This is a genomic window from Acidithiobacillus sp. TH-A67 (genome assembly GCF_057473545.1).
In genome coordinates this window covers 22,057-37,354 of sequence record NZ_JBYCKU010000003.1, presented here as the reverse complement: position 1 = coordinate 37,354, position 15,298 = coordinate 22,057, and the positions used below count along the sequence as shown (strand labels likewise).

Genomic DNA, 15,298 nt, shown 5'->3' with positions numbered 1-15,298 from the left:
AGAATGACCGATAATATTGCCCTAGAGCTGGCCCCAGGAATCACTGATCGGGAAGCCGCCCTGCGCTATCAGACAGCGAGCCTGCAGCGCGTTTCGCGAACCTTTGCCCTGACCATTCCGCGTCTGCCGGCTAGATTGCAGGAGACGGTAGGCAACGGCTACCTGCTCTGCCGTATTGCGGACACCATCGAGGATGATCCGCGGCTTGACTGGGAGGCCAAGGCGCACTGGCAAAAGGTTTTCCTTGCGGTCTTGCGCAAGGAGACACCGGTAGAGGAGTTTGCCAGCGGTTTTGCCCGGGTGATGGCAGCAGAGATGCCCGAGGGCGAACATGACCTGATTGCCAATACTCTCTCGGTCGTGTCGTTGACCCATTCCTTCAACTCCGTGCAGCAAAGTGCTCTCATTCGCTGTGTCGAAATCATGGGTGAGGGGATGGCGGAATTCCAACGTCGGGCCTCGCGTGACGGTCTGCGGGATCAGGCCGACATGGACCACTATTGCTATGTGGTTGCCGGTGTCGTCGGCGAGATGCTCACCACCCTGTTCGTGGAGGAGGAGCCGCGGATGCTTGCCGGCGGCGCGGATCTACCGGTGCTCGCGGTATCGTTTGGCCAGGGCCTGCAGATGACCAATATTCTGAAAGACCTGTGGACGGATTGGGGACGGGGAGTGCTCTGGTTGCCCCAGGACCGCCTCCGCGCCCACGGTCTGGCGCCGGGGCAATTGCACCCAGGTATGAGCCATCCCGGATTCACCGCCTTGTTGATGGAAATGATCGCGTTGGCAGCGCAGCACCTGCGCAACGCCCTGACCTTTACCCTACAGATCCCTGCCGAGCAGACCGGGATGCGGGATTTTTGTCTCTGGGCTATCGCCATGGCAGTGTTGACCTTGCGCCGCATTGCGGAAAACCCCAGCTTTTGTAGTAGCGACGAGGTCAAGATCAGCCGGGATACTGTGCGCAATGTCGTCTTGCTGTCGCGTCTGCTGCATCGCTTCGATCCCTTGCTGGATCTGACCTTCCGGGTGGCCGTCAAGCGTCTGCCGCAGGGGCAGTCATGCTGATGCCCAGCGCCCGCTACGGAGTGACGCGGCAGTTGTACGCGCCCCTGGAAAGAACGATTGCAGCTGCGCTCGCCGCACTACGCCGGCGGCAGGCGGAAGATGGGCACTGGTGCTTCGAATTCGAAGCAGACTGCACCATTCCCGCCGAATATATCCTGATGATGCACTATATGGACGAAATCGACGTCCCCTTGCAGCGCAAGATTGCGGTGTATCTGCGGCGGCACCAGGCAGAGCATGGCGGTTGGCCCCTGTATTATGGTGGGGGCTTCGACATGAGTGCCTCGGTAAAGGCCTACTATGCCCTCAAGCTTGCCGGAGACGCCCCCGAGGCGCCGCATATGCGTCGGGCCCGGGCGGCCATTCTCGCGCACGGGGGGGCAGAGCGCGCCAATGTCTTCACGCGCATCACCCTGGCCTTGTTCCGTCAGGTACCTTGGCGTGCCGTCCCCTTCATCCCCGTGGAAATCCTGCTCTTTCCCCGCTGGTTTCCGATGCACATCTACAAGGTGGCATCGTGGTCGCGCACGGTCATGGTGCCCCTCTTCATCCTTTGCAGTCTCAAGGCGCAGGCGAAGAATCCCACGGGTATCGGTATCGCGGAACTTTTTCGCGAGGCGCCATTCGCAATCCGCGACTATTTTGCCTGTGCGCGCAAAGGTATTGTTGCTCGGGTGTTTCTCGCCGGAGATCGTCTTGGGCGGGCAGTCGAGCCATTTATTCCCGGTGTTCTGCGTCGAGCTGCCATCCGTCGCGCCGAGGCCTGGTTTACCGTGCGCCTGAATGGAGTGCATGGGGTGAACGGTATATTCCCCGCCATGGTCAACGCCCACGAGGCTCTCGCCCTGCTGGGATATGCGGAAGACCATCCCTACCGACAACAGACGCGGCAGGCCTTACGTAACCTGCTCGTCGAACGCGTCCATGAGGCATACTGCCAGCCCTGCGTCTCGCCGGTCTGGGACACCTGCTGGGGGTTGCGCGCCTTGCTCGAGATCGCGCCCGAGCCTGACGAAAATGCCTTGGCTGCCATGCGCTGGCTCCTCGACCGGCAGATCACCGATGCTCCGGGAGACTGGCAGTTCAGTCGCCCAGATCTGCCAGGCGGTGGTTGGGCTTTTCAGTACGAAAACTCTTATTATCCGGACCTGGACGATACGGCAGCGGTGGCCTGGACCTTGCTCCTGGCTGGCCGGCCGGAAGACCGACCGGCGTTGGAACGGGCCGCAGACTGGCTGGTGGGTATGCAGTCACGCAATGGCGGTTTTGGCGCCTATGATGTCGATAATACCCACTACTATCTGAATCAGATTCCTTTTGCCGATCACAAAGCGCTGCTGGACCCGCCGACGGCCGATGTCAGTGGGCGGGTATTGACCTTTCTTGCTGCCCTCGCTCGTCCCCAGGACCGCCCGGCCATCGAACGGCTCGTGCACTACTTGTTGGCGCAACAGGAGGCCAATGGCTCCTGGTTTGGTCGCTGGGGCACCAATTACATCTATGGCACCTGGTCGGTGCTCCTAGCGTTTTCCGAGTTGCGGTACAGCGCCCTGCAGCCCGCCATGCAACGGGCCGCGGATTGGTTGCGGAGCGTGCAGCAGGCGGACGGAGGTTGGGGCGAGAGCAACGACTCCTATTTCGATCCTGGACTTGCCGGCCAGGGGCAAGCGTCGACGGCTGCCCACACGGCCTGGGCCTGTCTGGCCCTGATGGCGGCGGGTGACAGCAACAGCGAGGCCCTGCGGCGCGGCATCCAATGGCTGCAGGAACAGCAGAGTGAAGATGGCGAATGGCATGATCCCTGGGTCAACGCCCCTGGCTTCCCGCGAGTTTTCTACATTACCTACCACGGGTACAAACTGTATTTCCCTTTATGGGCTCTCAGCCGCTATCAAAACCTGCAGGCCGGCGTCTAGGTCTGGTCGTCGCCCTCGCGGTCGAGGCCAAGGCATTGGGGCTGCCAGCCTCGCCCATGGGTAAGGTGCACTCCTGCACGGATGGGCATCTTGCCGTTCTTTCCGGGATGGGACCCGAGGCCGCAGCAGAGGCGGGTCGAGCGCTCCTGGCAGCGGGAGCCGAGGCCCTGCTGAGTGTAGGCACCGCCGGCGCCTTGCGGGGGGACTTGCAAGCGGGTGATCTTTGTATTCCCCGGCAAGTTCTCTGGCGGGAGGACGCGTACTCTGCGGATGAAGTTTTGGCAAGTCATTTTCTCGCCCGGCATCCGCAGGCACGGCGGGAGAGCTTGCTGTCGCTTGCCCAGATGCTGGTCGATCGGCAAAGCAAAGCGGTCTATGCCCAGCAGGCGCTCGCCGTGGATATGGAGAGCGGCGCGCTGGCCGCACTGGCAAAGGCCGAGGGGCGTCCCTTTCTCGCCTTGCGCGTCATCGTCGACAGTATCGATGCTGTCGTGCCCGACGCCGTGCGCTTCGGCGTCGATGCCGTCGGTAGTCCGCGTTTGCCCGGGTTTCTTTGGCTGCTGCTGCGTCGCCCGCAGGATCTGCCGCGGCTGCTTAGGCTCGGCGGACAAATGCAGCGGGCCGCTGCCACCCTGCGGCAACTGCGCAGCGAATGGGAAAGTGGAGAATTGCGATGCGGGCACTGATTACCGGCGCCTCTGGTTTTGTGGGTGCAGCAGTATTGCGGCGCTTGACCCTGGAGGGAGTCCCGGTGCGCGTTCTGGCTCGCGCCGGCGCGGATGACAGCGCGTGGAAAAATTTGCCGGACGCCGAACGGGTGGAGGGCGATCTCTGTGATCCGGCCAGCCTGCAGCAGGCGGTGGCGGGCTGCCGTTGGGTCTTCCATGTAGCCGCGGATTATCGCCTCTGGGTGCCGGATCCCGAACCCATGTATCAGGCCAATGTCGCTGGGACCGAGGCGTTGCTGCGCGCCGCCCTGGATGCCGGTGTGGAACGTATCGTCTACACCAGCAGCGTCGCGGTGCTGGGCCTGCGCGACGATGGGCAACCGAGCGATGAAGAAACTCCATCCACTCTGGCAGACATGATCGGTCACTACAAACGCAGCAAGTTTCTCGCTGAGGAGCGGGTGCGCGCCTTGTGTCGTGAGGAGGGCGCGCCGATCGTCATCGTCAATCCCTCCACTCCCATCGGTCCCGAGGATCGCAAGCCGACGCCGACCGGGCGCATGGTGCTCGAGGCGGCAGCCGGGCGTATGCCCGCTTATGTCGATACCGGTCTCAACGTCGTGCATGTGGATGATGTGGCGCTGGGGCATTGGCTTGCCTTGCAGCAGGGGAAGCCGGGCGAACGCTATATTCTCGGGGGTGACAATCTGTCGCTGCAGGCCATCCTCACCCGCATCAGCGGCTTGACCGGGCGACCCTCGCCGCGCCTGCGTCTGCCGCGTCGCCTGTTGTACCCGATAGCCTGGGGCTCCGAGGCCTGGGTGCGCTGGCGTAGCCGCGGCTTGCCGCTGGTCAGTACGGATGAGTTGCGTATGGCCGCACATCGCATGTATTTCGACTCGCGCAAAGCCGAACAGCAGCTTGGCTATACCCATCGCCCGGCGAGGAGGCCTTGCGCGATGCCGTGGCCTGGTTTGCCGAGCATCGCTATTTCTGACCTCGTGCTGATCGCTGCGTACTTTTTTGCTGCAATCGCTGGCGTTTCCTGTATCTACTGGGCCCTCGCCTGGTGGCAGATGGAGACTTGGCGTCCGCAGTTACCCGAGGACGCAGGGCCGCTTTCATCACCGGACGCATTTGGGGTCAGTATCATCAAGCCCTTGCACGGTGTTGAGCCGGAGCTGTCCGCCAACCTGCAGAGTTTTCTGACGCAGCACTATCCTCGTTTCGAGATGATTTGCGGGGTTCAGGATTCTGTCGATCCTGTTTTGCCGCTCCTTGATGGATTCCGGAGACAACCGGCTTTGCGGGTTGTGCAACACACAACGACACTGGGCAGTAACCCCAAGGTCAATAATCTGGCGGGTATCATTGCCCAGGCGAGCTATCCGGTTTTGGTATTGGCCGACGCGGACATTCGCGTCGGACCGGGCTATCTGGCGTGTCTGGTGCGGGAGCTGACCGTGCCCGAGGTGGGAGTGGTCAGCTGTCTCTATCGGGCGCGTCCCATTTCCGGTTTTTCCTCGCAGCTTTTGGCCGTGCAGATCCAAGAGCATTTTTTGCCGTCGGTGCGCCTTGCCGCAGCGCTCGGGCCTAATATTTATTGCGGTGGTGCAACGATTGCCGTGCGCCGCGAGTCCTTCGATGCGCTGGGTGGTTGTGCCGCCCTCGCCAATGAATTGGCTGATGACTATGCCCTGGGAGCCAGGATACGGGCCTTGGGTTACCGCAGCGCGTTGAGCAACTACGTGGTCGAGACGCTGGTGGCAGAAGACGGATTCGCAGCCTTCTACGCCCATGCCCTGCGTTGGGCGCGCACTACCCGCGCCGTGCAACCCTGGGGGCATACCTTTTCATTTTTGACCTATCCGCTTCCTCTGGTACTGATGGCTGCCGCATTTTGGCAGGGATGGGCCTGGAGTACGGTGGCGCTGGTCGCGTGCCTGCGCCTCGTGTACCATTGGCGGATTGGACGAAAATTGCGATCGCCGTTGTCGGCGATGGCGGTGTTGTTGGCGGACATCCTGGGTCTGTGGATCTGGGCGCACGCGCAAATCGCCGGAAAGGTACGCTGGCGAGGTCGCAATTTTTCCATCGATGCCCACGGGCAAATGCATGACGGAGTACAGCGATGACCATGAAAACCTTGTTCCTGCAGGCGCCTTCCTTTGAAGGGTTTGATGGGGGAGCGGGCTCCCGCTACCAGGCCAAGCGCGAAATTCGCTCTTTCTGGTTTCCCACCTGGCTGGCCCAGCCGGCAGCCATGATTCCCGGCAGTCGTTTGCTCGACGCCCCGCCGGCCGATATTACCGTGGATGAGACCTTGCGCATTGCTGCCAGCTACGAGTTATGCATCATTCACACCAGTACTCCTTCCTTTCCTTCCGACGTCCGCATGGCGGAAATGCTTAAGGCGCATTACCCCAAGATGATGATCGGCTTGGTTGGTGCCAAGGTCGCAGTGGAGCCCGAGGAGTCCCTGCAGGCATCGCCAGCCATCGATTTCGTAGCGCGGGAAGAGTTCGATTATACGCTGAAGGAGATCGCCGAGGGGCGTCCGCTAGCGGAAGTGGACGGTATCAACTACCGCGACAGTAATGGGTTGCTGGTGCGTACTCCCGATCGCGCCATGATCGAGGATATGGATGCCTTGCCCTTCGTTTCAGAAGTATACAAGCGCGACCTGCACATCGAAGACTACTTCATCGGCTACCTGAAGCACCCCTACATCTCTTTTTACACCGGGCGTGGCTGTCGCTCCCAGTGCACCTTCTGCCTTTGGCCGCAGACGGTCGGTGGTCATCGCTACCGCACCCGCAGTGCCGCCAGTGTCATCGAGGAAGTAAAGTACATCCAGAAGGCCTTCCCGCAGGTGCAGGAAGTCTTTTTCGATGACGATACCTTTACCGACGATCGTCCGCGTGCGGAGGAGATCGCCCGTGGCCTCGGCAAGCTCGGCGTCACCTGGTCCTGCAACGCCAAGGCCAACGTCCCCTACGACACCCTCAAGGTGCTGCGCGATAATGGCCTGCGCCTGCTGCTGGTCGGCTATGAGTCGGGCAACCAGCAGATTCTCAACAACATCAAGAAAGGCCTGAAGGTAGAGGCGGCGCGTAAGTTCACCGCCGACTGCCACAAACTCGGCATCGCCATTCATGGCACTTTCATTTTGGGATTGCCTGGCGAAACCAAAGAGACGATTCAGCAAACCATCCAGTTTGCCAAGGAAATCAATCCGCATACCATCCAGGTTTCCCTGGCGGCACCGTACCCCGGCACCTACCTCTATAACCAAGCCAAGGAACAGGGCTGGCTTACCGAAGAGGATGAGGCGCATCTGGTCAACGACCGGGGTGTGCAGATCAGTCCCATGAGTTATCCCCACCTCAATCACACCGAAATTTTTGATTCCGTTGAGGTGATGTACAAGAAATTCTACTTCCGTGCGGGCAAGATCGCAGAAATTACCGGAGAGATGCTGCGTAGTTCGCAAATGATGAAACGTCGCCTGCGGGAGGGGGTGGAGTTTGTGCGCTTTCTTCGTCAGCGGCATGGCTGAGTGTGGCGACCGAACGAAAAGTCATTTTCAATGCAGATGATTTCGGCCTGGATACTTCCGTAAATGCCGCAGTTGCGTCTGCGCATCAACACGGGGTGCTCAATAGCGCAAGTTTGATGGTCTCGGCCGCGGCGGCTTCTGAGGCCATACAGCTTGCGCGGAATCTGCCTGATCTTGGAGTTGGTTTGCATTTGACTCTGGTGGATGGTTATCCGGTATTGCCTGCGGCGCAGGTTCCTGATCTGGTCGATGCCCATGGTCGTTTTGCCGCAGACCTCTGGCGTCGCGGCGTGCGCTATTTTTTTCTGCCGCAGGTGCGGCGCCAGCTCGCTGCCGAAATCGCCGCTCAATACGCGGCCTTTGCCGACAGCGGTCTGCGTCTCGATCATGTGAACGCGCACAAGCACTTGCACGCCCATCCTACTGTGTTGCACCTACTCATCGAAATTGGCAAGCGCTTTGCCTTGCGTGCAGTACGCATTCCGCGGGAGCCGTTGGCACTGGCGCGGCAGCTGGCGCCAGTGACGGGTAGCGCCGCATTGGGCGCGCGGTTATTGCTGCCCTGGGTTGCGCGTATGCGGCGCGTCATCCGCTCGCAAGGGCTCTTCTGCAACGATCTCTTGCTGGGACTGCAGTCCACTGGACAGATGGACGCTAACCGACTGCAGCGTGCCCTCGCCGTGGCTCCGGCAGGGCAGGTGACGGAGCTGTATTTTCACCCCGCGCAGGAACAGACCGCGCAACTGCGGCAACTGATGCCAGACTATCGGCCCGCGGCAGAGTGGCGGGCGCTCTGTGCGCCAGAACTCGCGGCAAATCTGCGCGCCCAGGGTATTCGTACCGGAACCTATCATGATTTCGCCTGCGGCTGAGCGCTTTCTCGCGCGCTTTGGCGAGTGGTACATGCGCCGCATTTGTATGCTCATGGCCTTCTCGGTCCGCCATGCCAAAGCGGTTTTTCTCTTTTTTGTCCTCCTGCTCTTGGCGTCGCTCGCCTACATTGCCACCCATTTCGCGATGAATACCAACACCAGCGATGTGTTGTCTCGTGATCTGCCGTTTCAGAAACGTGAAATCGCCTACCAAAAGGTCTTTCCCCAGGATCGCGACAGTATCGTCGTCGTTCTGCAGGGAAAAGACGCGAGCGCGACGGCGAACGCTGTTGGGCGTCTACAAAGCTGGCTGGAAGCGCATCCCAAATATTTCCGCAGTGTTTATGTTCCGGGCGGTGGCAAATTCTTTGCCCAGAATGGCTTGTTATATCTGTCCGAACAGCAGGTGCGGGAGTTTGCGCAGCGGATCACGGCGGCGCAGCCATTGATTGCCAGCCTTTCTGCCAACCCCAGTCTGGCAGGTATGAGTGATCTGCTTATAGAGGCAGCGCAGCAGAGTCTGCACGGCAACGTCGATATTCAAGGTCTCGTACCCGTATATGATGCCTTTGCGCAAAGTATCGATGCGCAGCTGACCGGGCATCCGCAGCAGATTAATTGGGCCAAGTTGATGGGTGGCGGTTTGGGACATCTAGGACCCCAGCAGCGCTTTGTCATTATCGAGCCAATCCTGAATTATGGCAGTCTGCAGCCAGCCGAGGCCTCCATCCAGTTCTTGCGCAAGGGTCTGGAGACCTTGCACATCGACGCAGCGCATGGACTGAAGGTGGGGATCACCGGCCAGGCAGTACTGGATGCAGAGCAACTGAAAACCGTCAGCGAAGGGGCGTTTACCTCCCTGGCCATCACTTTCGGCCTGGAGATCCTGCTTCTCATCATTGCGTTGCGCAGCACCCGTCTGGTCGTCGGGGTGCTCGTCAATCTCATCGCGGGTATCGTTCTCACTACCGCCTGGGCATTGCTGGTGATTGGTCCGTTCAACCTGATTTCTGTGTCTTTTGCCATTTTATTCATTGGGTTGGGTGTCGATTTTGGTATCCAGTTCAGCCTGCGCTTTCGCGAGGAGCTCTTCAACGGTGCGAGCCACGAAGAGGCCATGAAGCGCGTTTCCCGCGGTCTGGGCGCAGCCCTGTCACTTGCAGCAGTCGCGGCAGCCATCAGTTTTTTCGCCTTTGTTCCTACCAGTTATGCTGGCATTGTCGATCTGGGGCTGGTTTCCGGTGCCAGCATGTTGATTGGTCTATTCCTCACCCTTACCCTGCTGCCGGCCTTTCTCACCCTCTGGCGGGTCTCGGCAACGGCGCGGAAACACGTAGATTTTCCCCACTTTCATCGGGTGCCTACCCTGGCGCGGCATCCCATTCACCGCTACGCCTGGCTGATACTCGCAGTGGTTGCCGTGCTTGCGGTCGCTGCAATACCAGCGGCGCTGCAGGTTCGCTTTGACTTCAATCCGCTACACATGATCGATCAGAACGCGGAGGGGGTAAAGGTTTTTGAGGAATTGCTTGCCAATCCGGATACGGCACCCTATCGCATCGAGGTTCTCGCAAAAAATCTGGATGAGGCACAAGCCATCGCCAAGCGACTGGAAAAGGTGCCGACGGTTGCCCGGGCGTTGACCATTGCTGACTATATCCCGCAAGACCAGGGGCCAAAACTCGCTATTCTCAACAACCTGCAGATCCTCGTACCACCATTCTCGCTGCTGATGCCTGCCAGTTTGACGCCGCCCGCATCGGATACGGCGCAGAAAATGGAGAAGCTACAAGAGAAGTTGCAGGAATTGGCCGCCAAGGACGAGGGCGCGCAAGGACGGGCGGCCGGCAAGCTAGCGAACGCACTGGGGCGCTTCCTGGCTGTAAATGCGCAGAATCCTCAGGCGCTGGCGTCGCTGCAGACCTCTCTGCTTGGCACCTTGCCAGGCGAACTGCATCAGTTGGGCGAGGCGCTCCTGGCCTCGCGGGTAAGCATCGACAATTTGCCGGCGGACTTACGCAGTCGCTACCTCGCCGCTGATGGGCAGGCGCGGGTAGAAGTCTTTCCCAAGGCGGATCTGACCAATAATCAGAAGATGCTGCAATTTGTCTCCACGGTGCTGCAGGCGGAGCCGCGTGCCGTTGGCGCGCCGGTGATGTTGGTGCAAGGGGGAGAGGCGGTATTGGGCGCCTTTCAGGAGGCGACCTACATCGCCATTGCGGGTATCGCCCTACTGCTTTTGCTGTCGCTGCGCCGCTACCGCGACATGTTGCTGATCGTTCTGCCTTTGCTGTTGGCAGCGCTGTTTACAGTGGCCGCAATGTCACTATTGGGTGTCAGTTTCAATCTCGGCAATATCATCGTCTTGCCGCTCCTCGTAGGTCTAGGGGTGGCATTTGGCATCTATATCGTGTTGCGCTGGCGCAGTGGGGTCGATGCTGCACATCTGTTGCAAACGTGCACGCCCATGGCGGTATTTTTCAGTGGCCTCACTACCCTTAGTGCCTTTGGTAGTATGGCGCTGTCCGTCGACCCGGGTATGGCGAGCCTGGGAGACGCCCTGAGTATCGCGCTCGCGGTGGTCCTGCTCTGCATTCTGGTCGTGCTGCCAGCACTTTTGCTCCTCTTTACCCCCTCACCGCGTGAGGAAGGAATCGCGCAGGATGAGGGCAGCTGATCTTTCCTCTTTCTCTCACCGGGGCATAGGCAGCGCCGCACTACTTTCCCTCGGGCTCCTGTTCACCGTCTGGCTGGTCTGGCACGAGGGAGCACGGGGAATATTTTCCATATTGCAGCAAAGCTCCTGGCTGATCTGGCTGCTGTTGCCCGCCCATGCCTTGGTGATTGCTTTGGATGCGATGAGTTGGCGCTGGCTCCTTGCCTCGGTGCCCGGGCGCCCGGCCTTGCCTAGGTTGACTTGGCTGGCCCTACTGCGCGAGGCCGTCAATGGCCTGCTGCCCGTTGCCCGTGTGGGCGGCGAATTTGTCGGTATCCGCCTACTGGCACGTATGGGTGTTTCGCTGGTGCAGGCAGCGGCCAGCGTGGTGGTAGAGGTCAGTCTGACCTTGCTCAGTCAGTTTTTATTTGTCCTCCTCGGTGTCGTCCTTCTACTGGATCGGGCGGGCGGCGTGAAGTTGCTATGGGAGATCTTCTACGCTATGCTCGGGGCCTTGCCGGTCTTGGCTTTGTTGTTCTGGTTGCAGGGTCGTGTCGGCCTCTTTCATATGTTACATACAGTGTTGGGTCGCGTAAGTGGCGGCCGCGATTTTTCGGTCCTGATTGGCGATCCGCGGCAACTGGACGCAGAGATTCTGCTGATTTATCGACGGCGCTGGACATTGCTCTGGGCAAACTTCTGGCAACTGGCAGGGCTCTTTGCCGGTGCTGGCGAAGTCTGGCTGAGTTTCTTGCTCCTGCATCGTCCCATTCCCGTGTCTGCTGCCGTACTTCTGGAGAGTTTGGGGCAAGCCCTGAGAAGTGTGGCATTCTTCATGCCCTCAGCGCTGGGCGTTCAGGAAGGGGGGTTCGTACTCTTTGGCGCAGTCGTTGGCGTTGGACCGGAGCTGGCCCTGGCCTATTCGCTCCTGCGTCGTTTCCGTGAATTGGCTCTCGGACTACCTTTGCTGATTTCCTGGTATGTTTGGGAGGGCCAAGGCTTGCGAAAAAAAATGGTTAGGAAGACAAGGTCTCAAGAGGAGGGCGCATGAGCGTAGTGATGGGAGAGATGGGCGCGAAAAGTCATCGGGAACTGTTTTGTGAGTTTTTTCGCGCTACCCACATCGACTTTGATCCGGCCAGGATCGACTGGCCTGATCTGGATCCTGCGGCGGAGCAGCGCTTGAAGTCCCTGCCGTTCTGGGGAGAAGCAGTGGCCACGGAGAGTGTCACCGCACGTATGGTGCAGCATATGGCCGACGCCGAGAGGGATCCTCTGGTCAAGGCAGCAATTGCCCTGGACGGTTTCGAGGAGCGCCGGCACGCCGAACTCTTGCAGGCGTTGGTGAATCACTACGGCATTGCGATTCCGCCCATGCCGACCCCACCACCCATTCGTGATCCGTATTGGGAATTCCTCTTTACCGGTTATGGGGAATGTCTCGACTCTTATTTCGCCTTTGGTCTCTTTGCGGCAGCGCGCGATTCGGGCTTTTTCCCGGAGGCGTTGGTACAGATTTTTGACCCGATCATGCAAGAGGAAGCGCGGCATATTATTTTCTTTATCAACTGGTTACATTGGTACCGTCAGCAACTGCCCTGGTGGAAGAAGATTCAGCTGGAATTTCGACGCCTCCAAGTAATCGCTCTGCAGGCCTGGGCGCGCATCCAGACGGCGCGCGGGATGGGTAATGGGGGAGAGGAAAACTTTACGATGACTGGGCATGAGCAAGTCAGTCAGGACATGAGTCTCACCAAGCTCCTTGCTCTCTGCCGCAGCGAAAACGAGCGACGCTTTGCCCCGTATGACGCGCGTTTGCTGCGCCCCAAGTTGGCTCCGCGCATCGCCAATTTTCTGTTTTTCTTTCTATCGCGCAGAAAAACGGCGTAACGAAAAGGTGCTTGGGTAACATACGCTACGGTATGTTATACTTGGTACATGAATTCTATTGCCCGGGCATAAAACCCCGAGGAAAGGAGTAAGCTGGAAATGGCAGTGCCACTTATACAGAGTTATCGCGTAGGCCGGTATATCATCGGTCAGAAATTGCGTGGTAACCGCCGTTATCCCTTGGTGCTCATGCTGGAGCCGCTGTTTCGTTGTAATCTGGCCTGTGCTGGTTGCGGCAAGATCGATTACCCCGATGAGATTCTGGACAAGCGACTTTCCGTGGAAGAATGTATCGGCGCGGCCGAGGAGTGTGGTGCGCCCATCGTCTCCATCGCCGGCGGGGAGCCGCTCATCCATAAGGATATGCCCGAGATCGTTGCCGGTCTCGTGCAACGCAAACGCTTCGTATACCTGTGCACCAATGCCCTGCTGCTGAAGAAGCGTATGGGAGACTATCAACCGTCGCCCTACCTGACTTTCTCGGTACACCTGGACGGCAATGAGCATCGCCATGATGATTCCGTCTGTCAGCCGGGAACCTACAAGCGAGCGGCAACGGCTATTCGTGAGGCGGTGGAAAAGGGTTTCCGGGTGACAGTCAACTGCACCTTGTTTCAGGGCGAGGGCGCGGAGGAGGTCGCAAACTTCCTGGATGACTGTAAAGCGCTCGGCGTGGAGGGGGTAACGATCTCCCCTGGCTTCAATTATGAGCGTGCGCCGCAGCAGGAAGTCTTCATCAAGCGGCAGGCGTCACGGCAGCTCTTCCGCGACATCTTCCGTATTGGCAAGGAGCGCAAGGCCAAGTGGAAGTTTAACCAATCTAGCCTGTTTCTGGATTTCCTTGCCGGTAACCAGACCTATCAATGCACGCCTTGGGGAAATCCGACGCGCAACATCTTTGGCTGGCAGAAGCCCTGTTATCTCCTCGTCAGCGAAGGCTATGCCCCCAGTTTTCGTGCGCTGATGGAGGAAACTCCGTGGGAGCGTTACGGGGTGGGAAACAACAGCAAGTGTGACCAGTGTCAGGTGCACTCGGGCTTTGAGCCAACGGCAGTGAACGATACCTTTGCGCATCCGCTTAAAGCACTGAGGGTGTCCTTGTTTGGGCCGAAGACTCGAGGTCCGATGGCGCCAGACATGCCTTCCAGCCCTCCGAACCCGGGATCGGAAAGACCTGTGTTCCCATTGCGGGTAGAGCGCTGATTCGCTGAAGTGCTTGCAAAGGAGATTTTTATGTTTCGTGGCATCCGATTGATCCTGCCAGTCTTGGCTCTAGGCTTGGTATCCGCGGGTAGTAGTCCCGCTGCCTGGGCAGATGCAGCCAGCGGTCAGACGGCGGCACTGAGCAGTCCCAAGGCGACGATCGAGAATCTGGATAATGCCCTCATCGCCACCATGAAGGCCGGCAAAGCTGCTGGTTATCAGGGGCGGTACAAAATTATCGCCCCTGTCGTGGAGAAGACCTTTGATTTTCAGCGGATTGGCGAGTTGGCGTTGGGGTCGGACTGGGGCAAGCTCAATGCGGATCAGCAAAAGCAGTTTGTGAAGGTGCTACGCGAGTATACCGCCGCGACCTACGCTGGCCGTTTTGATGGTTACGATGGCGAGCACTTTGCCGTTGTTGAGGTGCAGCAGTTGCGCCCGGGCACCATGGGGGTTTTTACGACCTTCACGACGAAAAATGGCCGAGTGCATCGCTTTGACTACCTGCTCGAGCAGGCTGGTGGAAAAGATTGGAAAATCATTAACGTCGTTGCCGACGGCGTCAGCGACCTGTCGCTCAAGCGTTCGGAATACACGACAATGATCGAGAGTAAGGGCTTCCCGGCACTGCTTGCGCATCTGCGAAAGGAAATCCAGGACTACGCATCCGGGAGTAGCTCGTGATCGTCCGCCGTCTGGTTCTTCTGCTCGGTCTCGTTGCTTCCCTTGGCTTGAGCGGCTGCGCGACCATGCATGGCCCCGCAAGTACTTCTTCTGGGGCGAATGACCCCCTAGAGCCGGTCAACAAGCCCATTTTTAACGCTAATTTATGGCTGTTCCGCAATGTGTTGAGCCCCGTGAATAAGGGCTATAAGGCCGTTACTCCCAAATTCTTCCGCATCAGTGTCAGCAATGTCTTCGCCAATGCCGACATGCCCTATATCTTCCTCAACGATTTTCTACAGGGACGGGTGCAGCCGGGAATGGAAGGCCTGAGTCGTTTTTTGGTCAATACCATTTTCGGCTTGGGCGGTATTTTTGATGTCGCCAATAAGCTCGATCTTCCCAAGCAGGATAATGGCTTTGGCGTGACGCTGGGGGTATGGGGAGTGCCACAGGGACCGTATCTGGTCTTGCCATTTTATGGTCCCAGTTCGCTGCGCAACCTGCCCGGTATGGCGCTGGCGATTTTTGTTGCGCCCCCGTATTATTTTTCGAGCAGCAATGCGCAGTGGGCGTGGGGCGGGATGGGCGTAATCAACACCAGCTATGTGAATGCACCGCAGGTGAAAATGGTGGAAGATGCCGTCAACCCCTATATCTTTGCCCGCAATGCCTGGGAGCAGCATGAGCAGTTTCTGATCGATGGTGGTAAGGTGAACAAGAATCAGTTGTTGCAAGGTTTGGATTTGCCGCCGCCGACTGCAGGGACGGCTTCCGCTGCTAAGCTACCGTGAAGGGAGAAA

Annotated in this window: 12 protein-coding genes; all 12 read left to right on the top strand. The window is 59.0% G+C overall.

Annotation, left to right across the window (positions count from 1 at the left end; all coding sequences use genetic code 11):
• The first annotated feature begins 3 nt into the window (after positions 1-3).
• A complete protein-coding gene (locus tag AC2VNM_RS00375) occupies positions 4-1,068 on the top strand; it encodes a phytoene/squalene synthase family protein (RefSeq protein ID WP_483165819.1) in 1,065 nt (354 codons plus the stop codon).
• A complete protein-coding gene (shc, locus tag AC2VNM_RS00370; protein WP_483165818.1) occupies positions 1,062-2,984 on the top strand; it encodes a squalene--hopene cyclase in 1,923 nt (640 codons plus the stop codon). Before AC2VNM_RS00375 ends, shc begins: the two co-directional genes overlap by 7 nt.
• Positions 2,942-3,670: a phosphorylase family protein gene (locus AC2VNM_RS00365; protein ID WP_483165817.1), complete on the top strand. Its 729-nt coding sequence runs from the start codon at positions 2,942-2,944 to the stop codon at positions 3,668-3,670. Before shc ends, AC2VNM_RS00365 begins: the two co-directional genes overlap by 43 nt.
• The gene (gene hpnA, locus AC2VNM_RS00360) at positions 3,658-5,787 is read left to right on the top strand and encodes a hopanoid-associated sugar epimerase (protein WP_486912685.1); all 2,130 of its coding nucleotides are present in this window, start codon (positions 3,658-3,660) and stop codon (positions 5,785-5,787) included. The genes AC2VNM_RS00365 and hpnA overlap by 13 nt, the downstream gene beginning before the upstream one ends.
• Positions 5,784-7,211, top strand: coding sequence for a hopanoid biosynthesis associated radical SAM protein HpnJ (gene hpnJ / locus AC2VNM_RS00355; RefSeq protein WP_483165814.1), 1,428 nt, complete (start codon positions 5,784-5,786; stop codon positions 7,209-7,211). Before hpnA ends, hpnJ begins: the two co-directional genes overlap by 4 nt.
• Positions 7,212-7,213: 2 nt before the next feature.
• Positions 7,214-8,083, top strand: a complete 870-nt coding sequence (gene hpnK, locus AC2VNM_RS00350) for a hopanoid biosynthesis-associated protein HpnK (protein WP_486912684.1) — start codon at positions 7,214-7,216, stop codon at positions 8,081-8,083.
• The gene (locus AC2VNM_RS00345) at positions 8,064-10,760 is read left to right on the top strand and encodes an MMPL family transporter (protein ID WP_486912683.1); all 2,697 of its coding nucleotides are present in this window, start codon (positions 8,064-8,066) and stop codon (positions 10,758-10,760) included. Before hpnK ends, AC2VNM_RS00345 begins: the two co-directional genes overlap by 20 nt.
• A complete protein-coding gene (locus AC2VNM_RS00340) occupies positions 10,747-11,790 on the top strand; it encodes a lysylphosphatidylglycerol synthase domain-containing protein (protein ID WP_483165811.1) in 1,044 nt (347 codons plus the stop codon). Before AC2VNM_RS00345 ends, AC2VNM_RS00340 begins: the two co-directional genes overlap by 14 nt.
• Positions 11,787-12,629, top strand: coding sequence for a ferritin-like domain-containing protein (locus AC2VNM_RS00335; protein WP_483165810.1), 843 nt, complete (start codon positions 11,787-11,789; stop codon positions 12,627-12,629). The genes AC2VNM_RS00340 and AC2VNM_RS00335 overlap by 4 nt, the downstream gene beginning before the upstream one ends.
• Before the next feature lie 99 nt (positions 12,630-12,728).
• Positions 12,729-13,832, top strand: coding sequence for an adenosyl-hopene transferase HpnH (gene hpnH / locus AC2VNM_RS00330; RefSeq protein WP_483165809.1), 1,104 nt, complete (start codon positions 12,729-12,731; stop codon positions 13,830-13,832).
• A gap of 30 nt (positions 13,833-13,862) precedes the next feature.
• Complete coding sequence (locus AC2VNM_RS00325) at positions 13,863-14,516, top strand: ABC transporter substrate-binding protein (RefSeq protein ID WP_483165808.1); 654 nt, start codon at positions 13,863-13,865, stop codon at positions 14,514-14,516.
• Positions 14,513-15,289, top strand: a complete 777-nt coding sequence (locus AC2VNM_RS00320) for an MlaA family lipoprotein (protein WP_483165807.1) — start codon at positions 14,513-14,515, stop codon at positions 15,287-15,289. Before AC2VNM_RS00325 ends, AC2VNM_RS00320 begins: the two co-directional genes overlap by 4 nt.
• The last annotated feature ends 9 nt before the right edge of the window (positions 15,290-15,298 follow it).

Bases quoted from the DNA above. Each gene is read 5' to 3' on its own strand.
- AC2VNM_RS00325 (WP_483165808.1), top strand. From the start codon at position 13,863: ATGTTTCGTGGCATCCGATTGATCCTGCCAGTCTTGGCTCTAGGCTTG.
- AC2VNM_RS00340 (WP_483165811.1), top strand. From the start codon at position 10,747: ATGAGGGCAGCTGATCTTTCCTCTTTCTCTCACCGGGGCATAGGCAGC.
- AC2VNM_RS00375 (WP_483165819.1), top strand. From the start codon at position 4: ATGACCGATAATATTGCCCTAGAGCTGGCCCCAGGAATCACTGATCGG.
- shc (WP_483165818.1), top strand. From the start codon at position 1,062: ATGCTGATGCCCAGCGCCCGCTACGGAGTGACGCGGCAGTTGTACGCG.
- AC2VNM_RS00345 (WP_486912683.1), top strand. From the start codon at position 8,064: ATGATTTCGCCTGCGGCTGAGCGCTTTCTCGCGCGCTTTGGCGAGTGG.
- AC2VNM_RS00335 (WP_483165810.1), top strand. From the start codon at position 11,787: ATGAGCGTAGTGATGGGAGAGATGGGCGCGAAAAGTCATCGGGAACTG.
- hpnH (WP_483165809.1), top strand. From the start codon at position 12,729: ATGGCAGTGCCACTTATACAGAGTTATCGCGTAGGCCGGTATATCATC.
- hpnJ (WP_483165814.1), top strand. From the start codon at position 5,784: ATGACCATGAAAACCTTGTTCCTGCAGGCGCCTTCCTTTGAAGGGTTT.
- hpnA (WP_486912685.1), top strand. From the start codon at position 3,658: ATGCGGGCACTGATTACCGGCGCCTCTGGTTTTGTGGGTGCAGCAGTA.
- AC2VNM_RS00365 (WP_483165817.1), top strand. From the start codon at position 2,942: ATGGGCTCTCAGCCGCTATCAAAACCTGCAGGCCGGCGTCTAGGTCTG.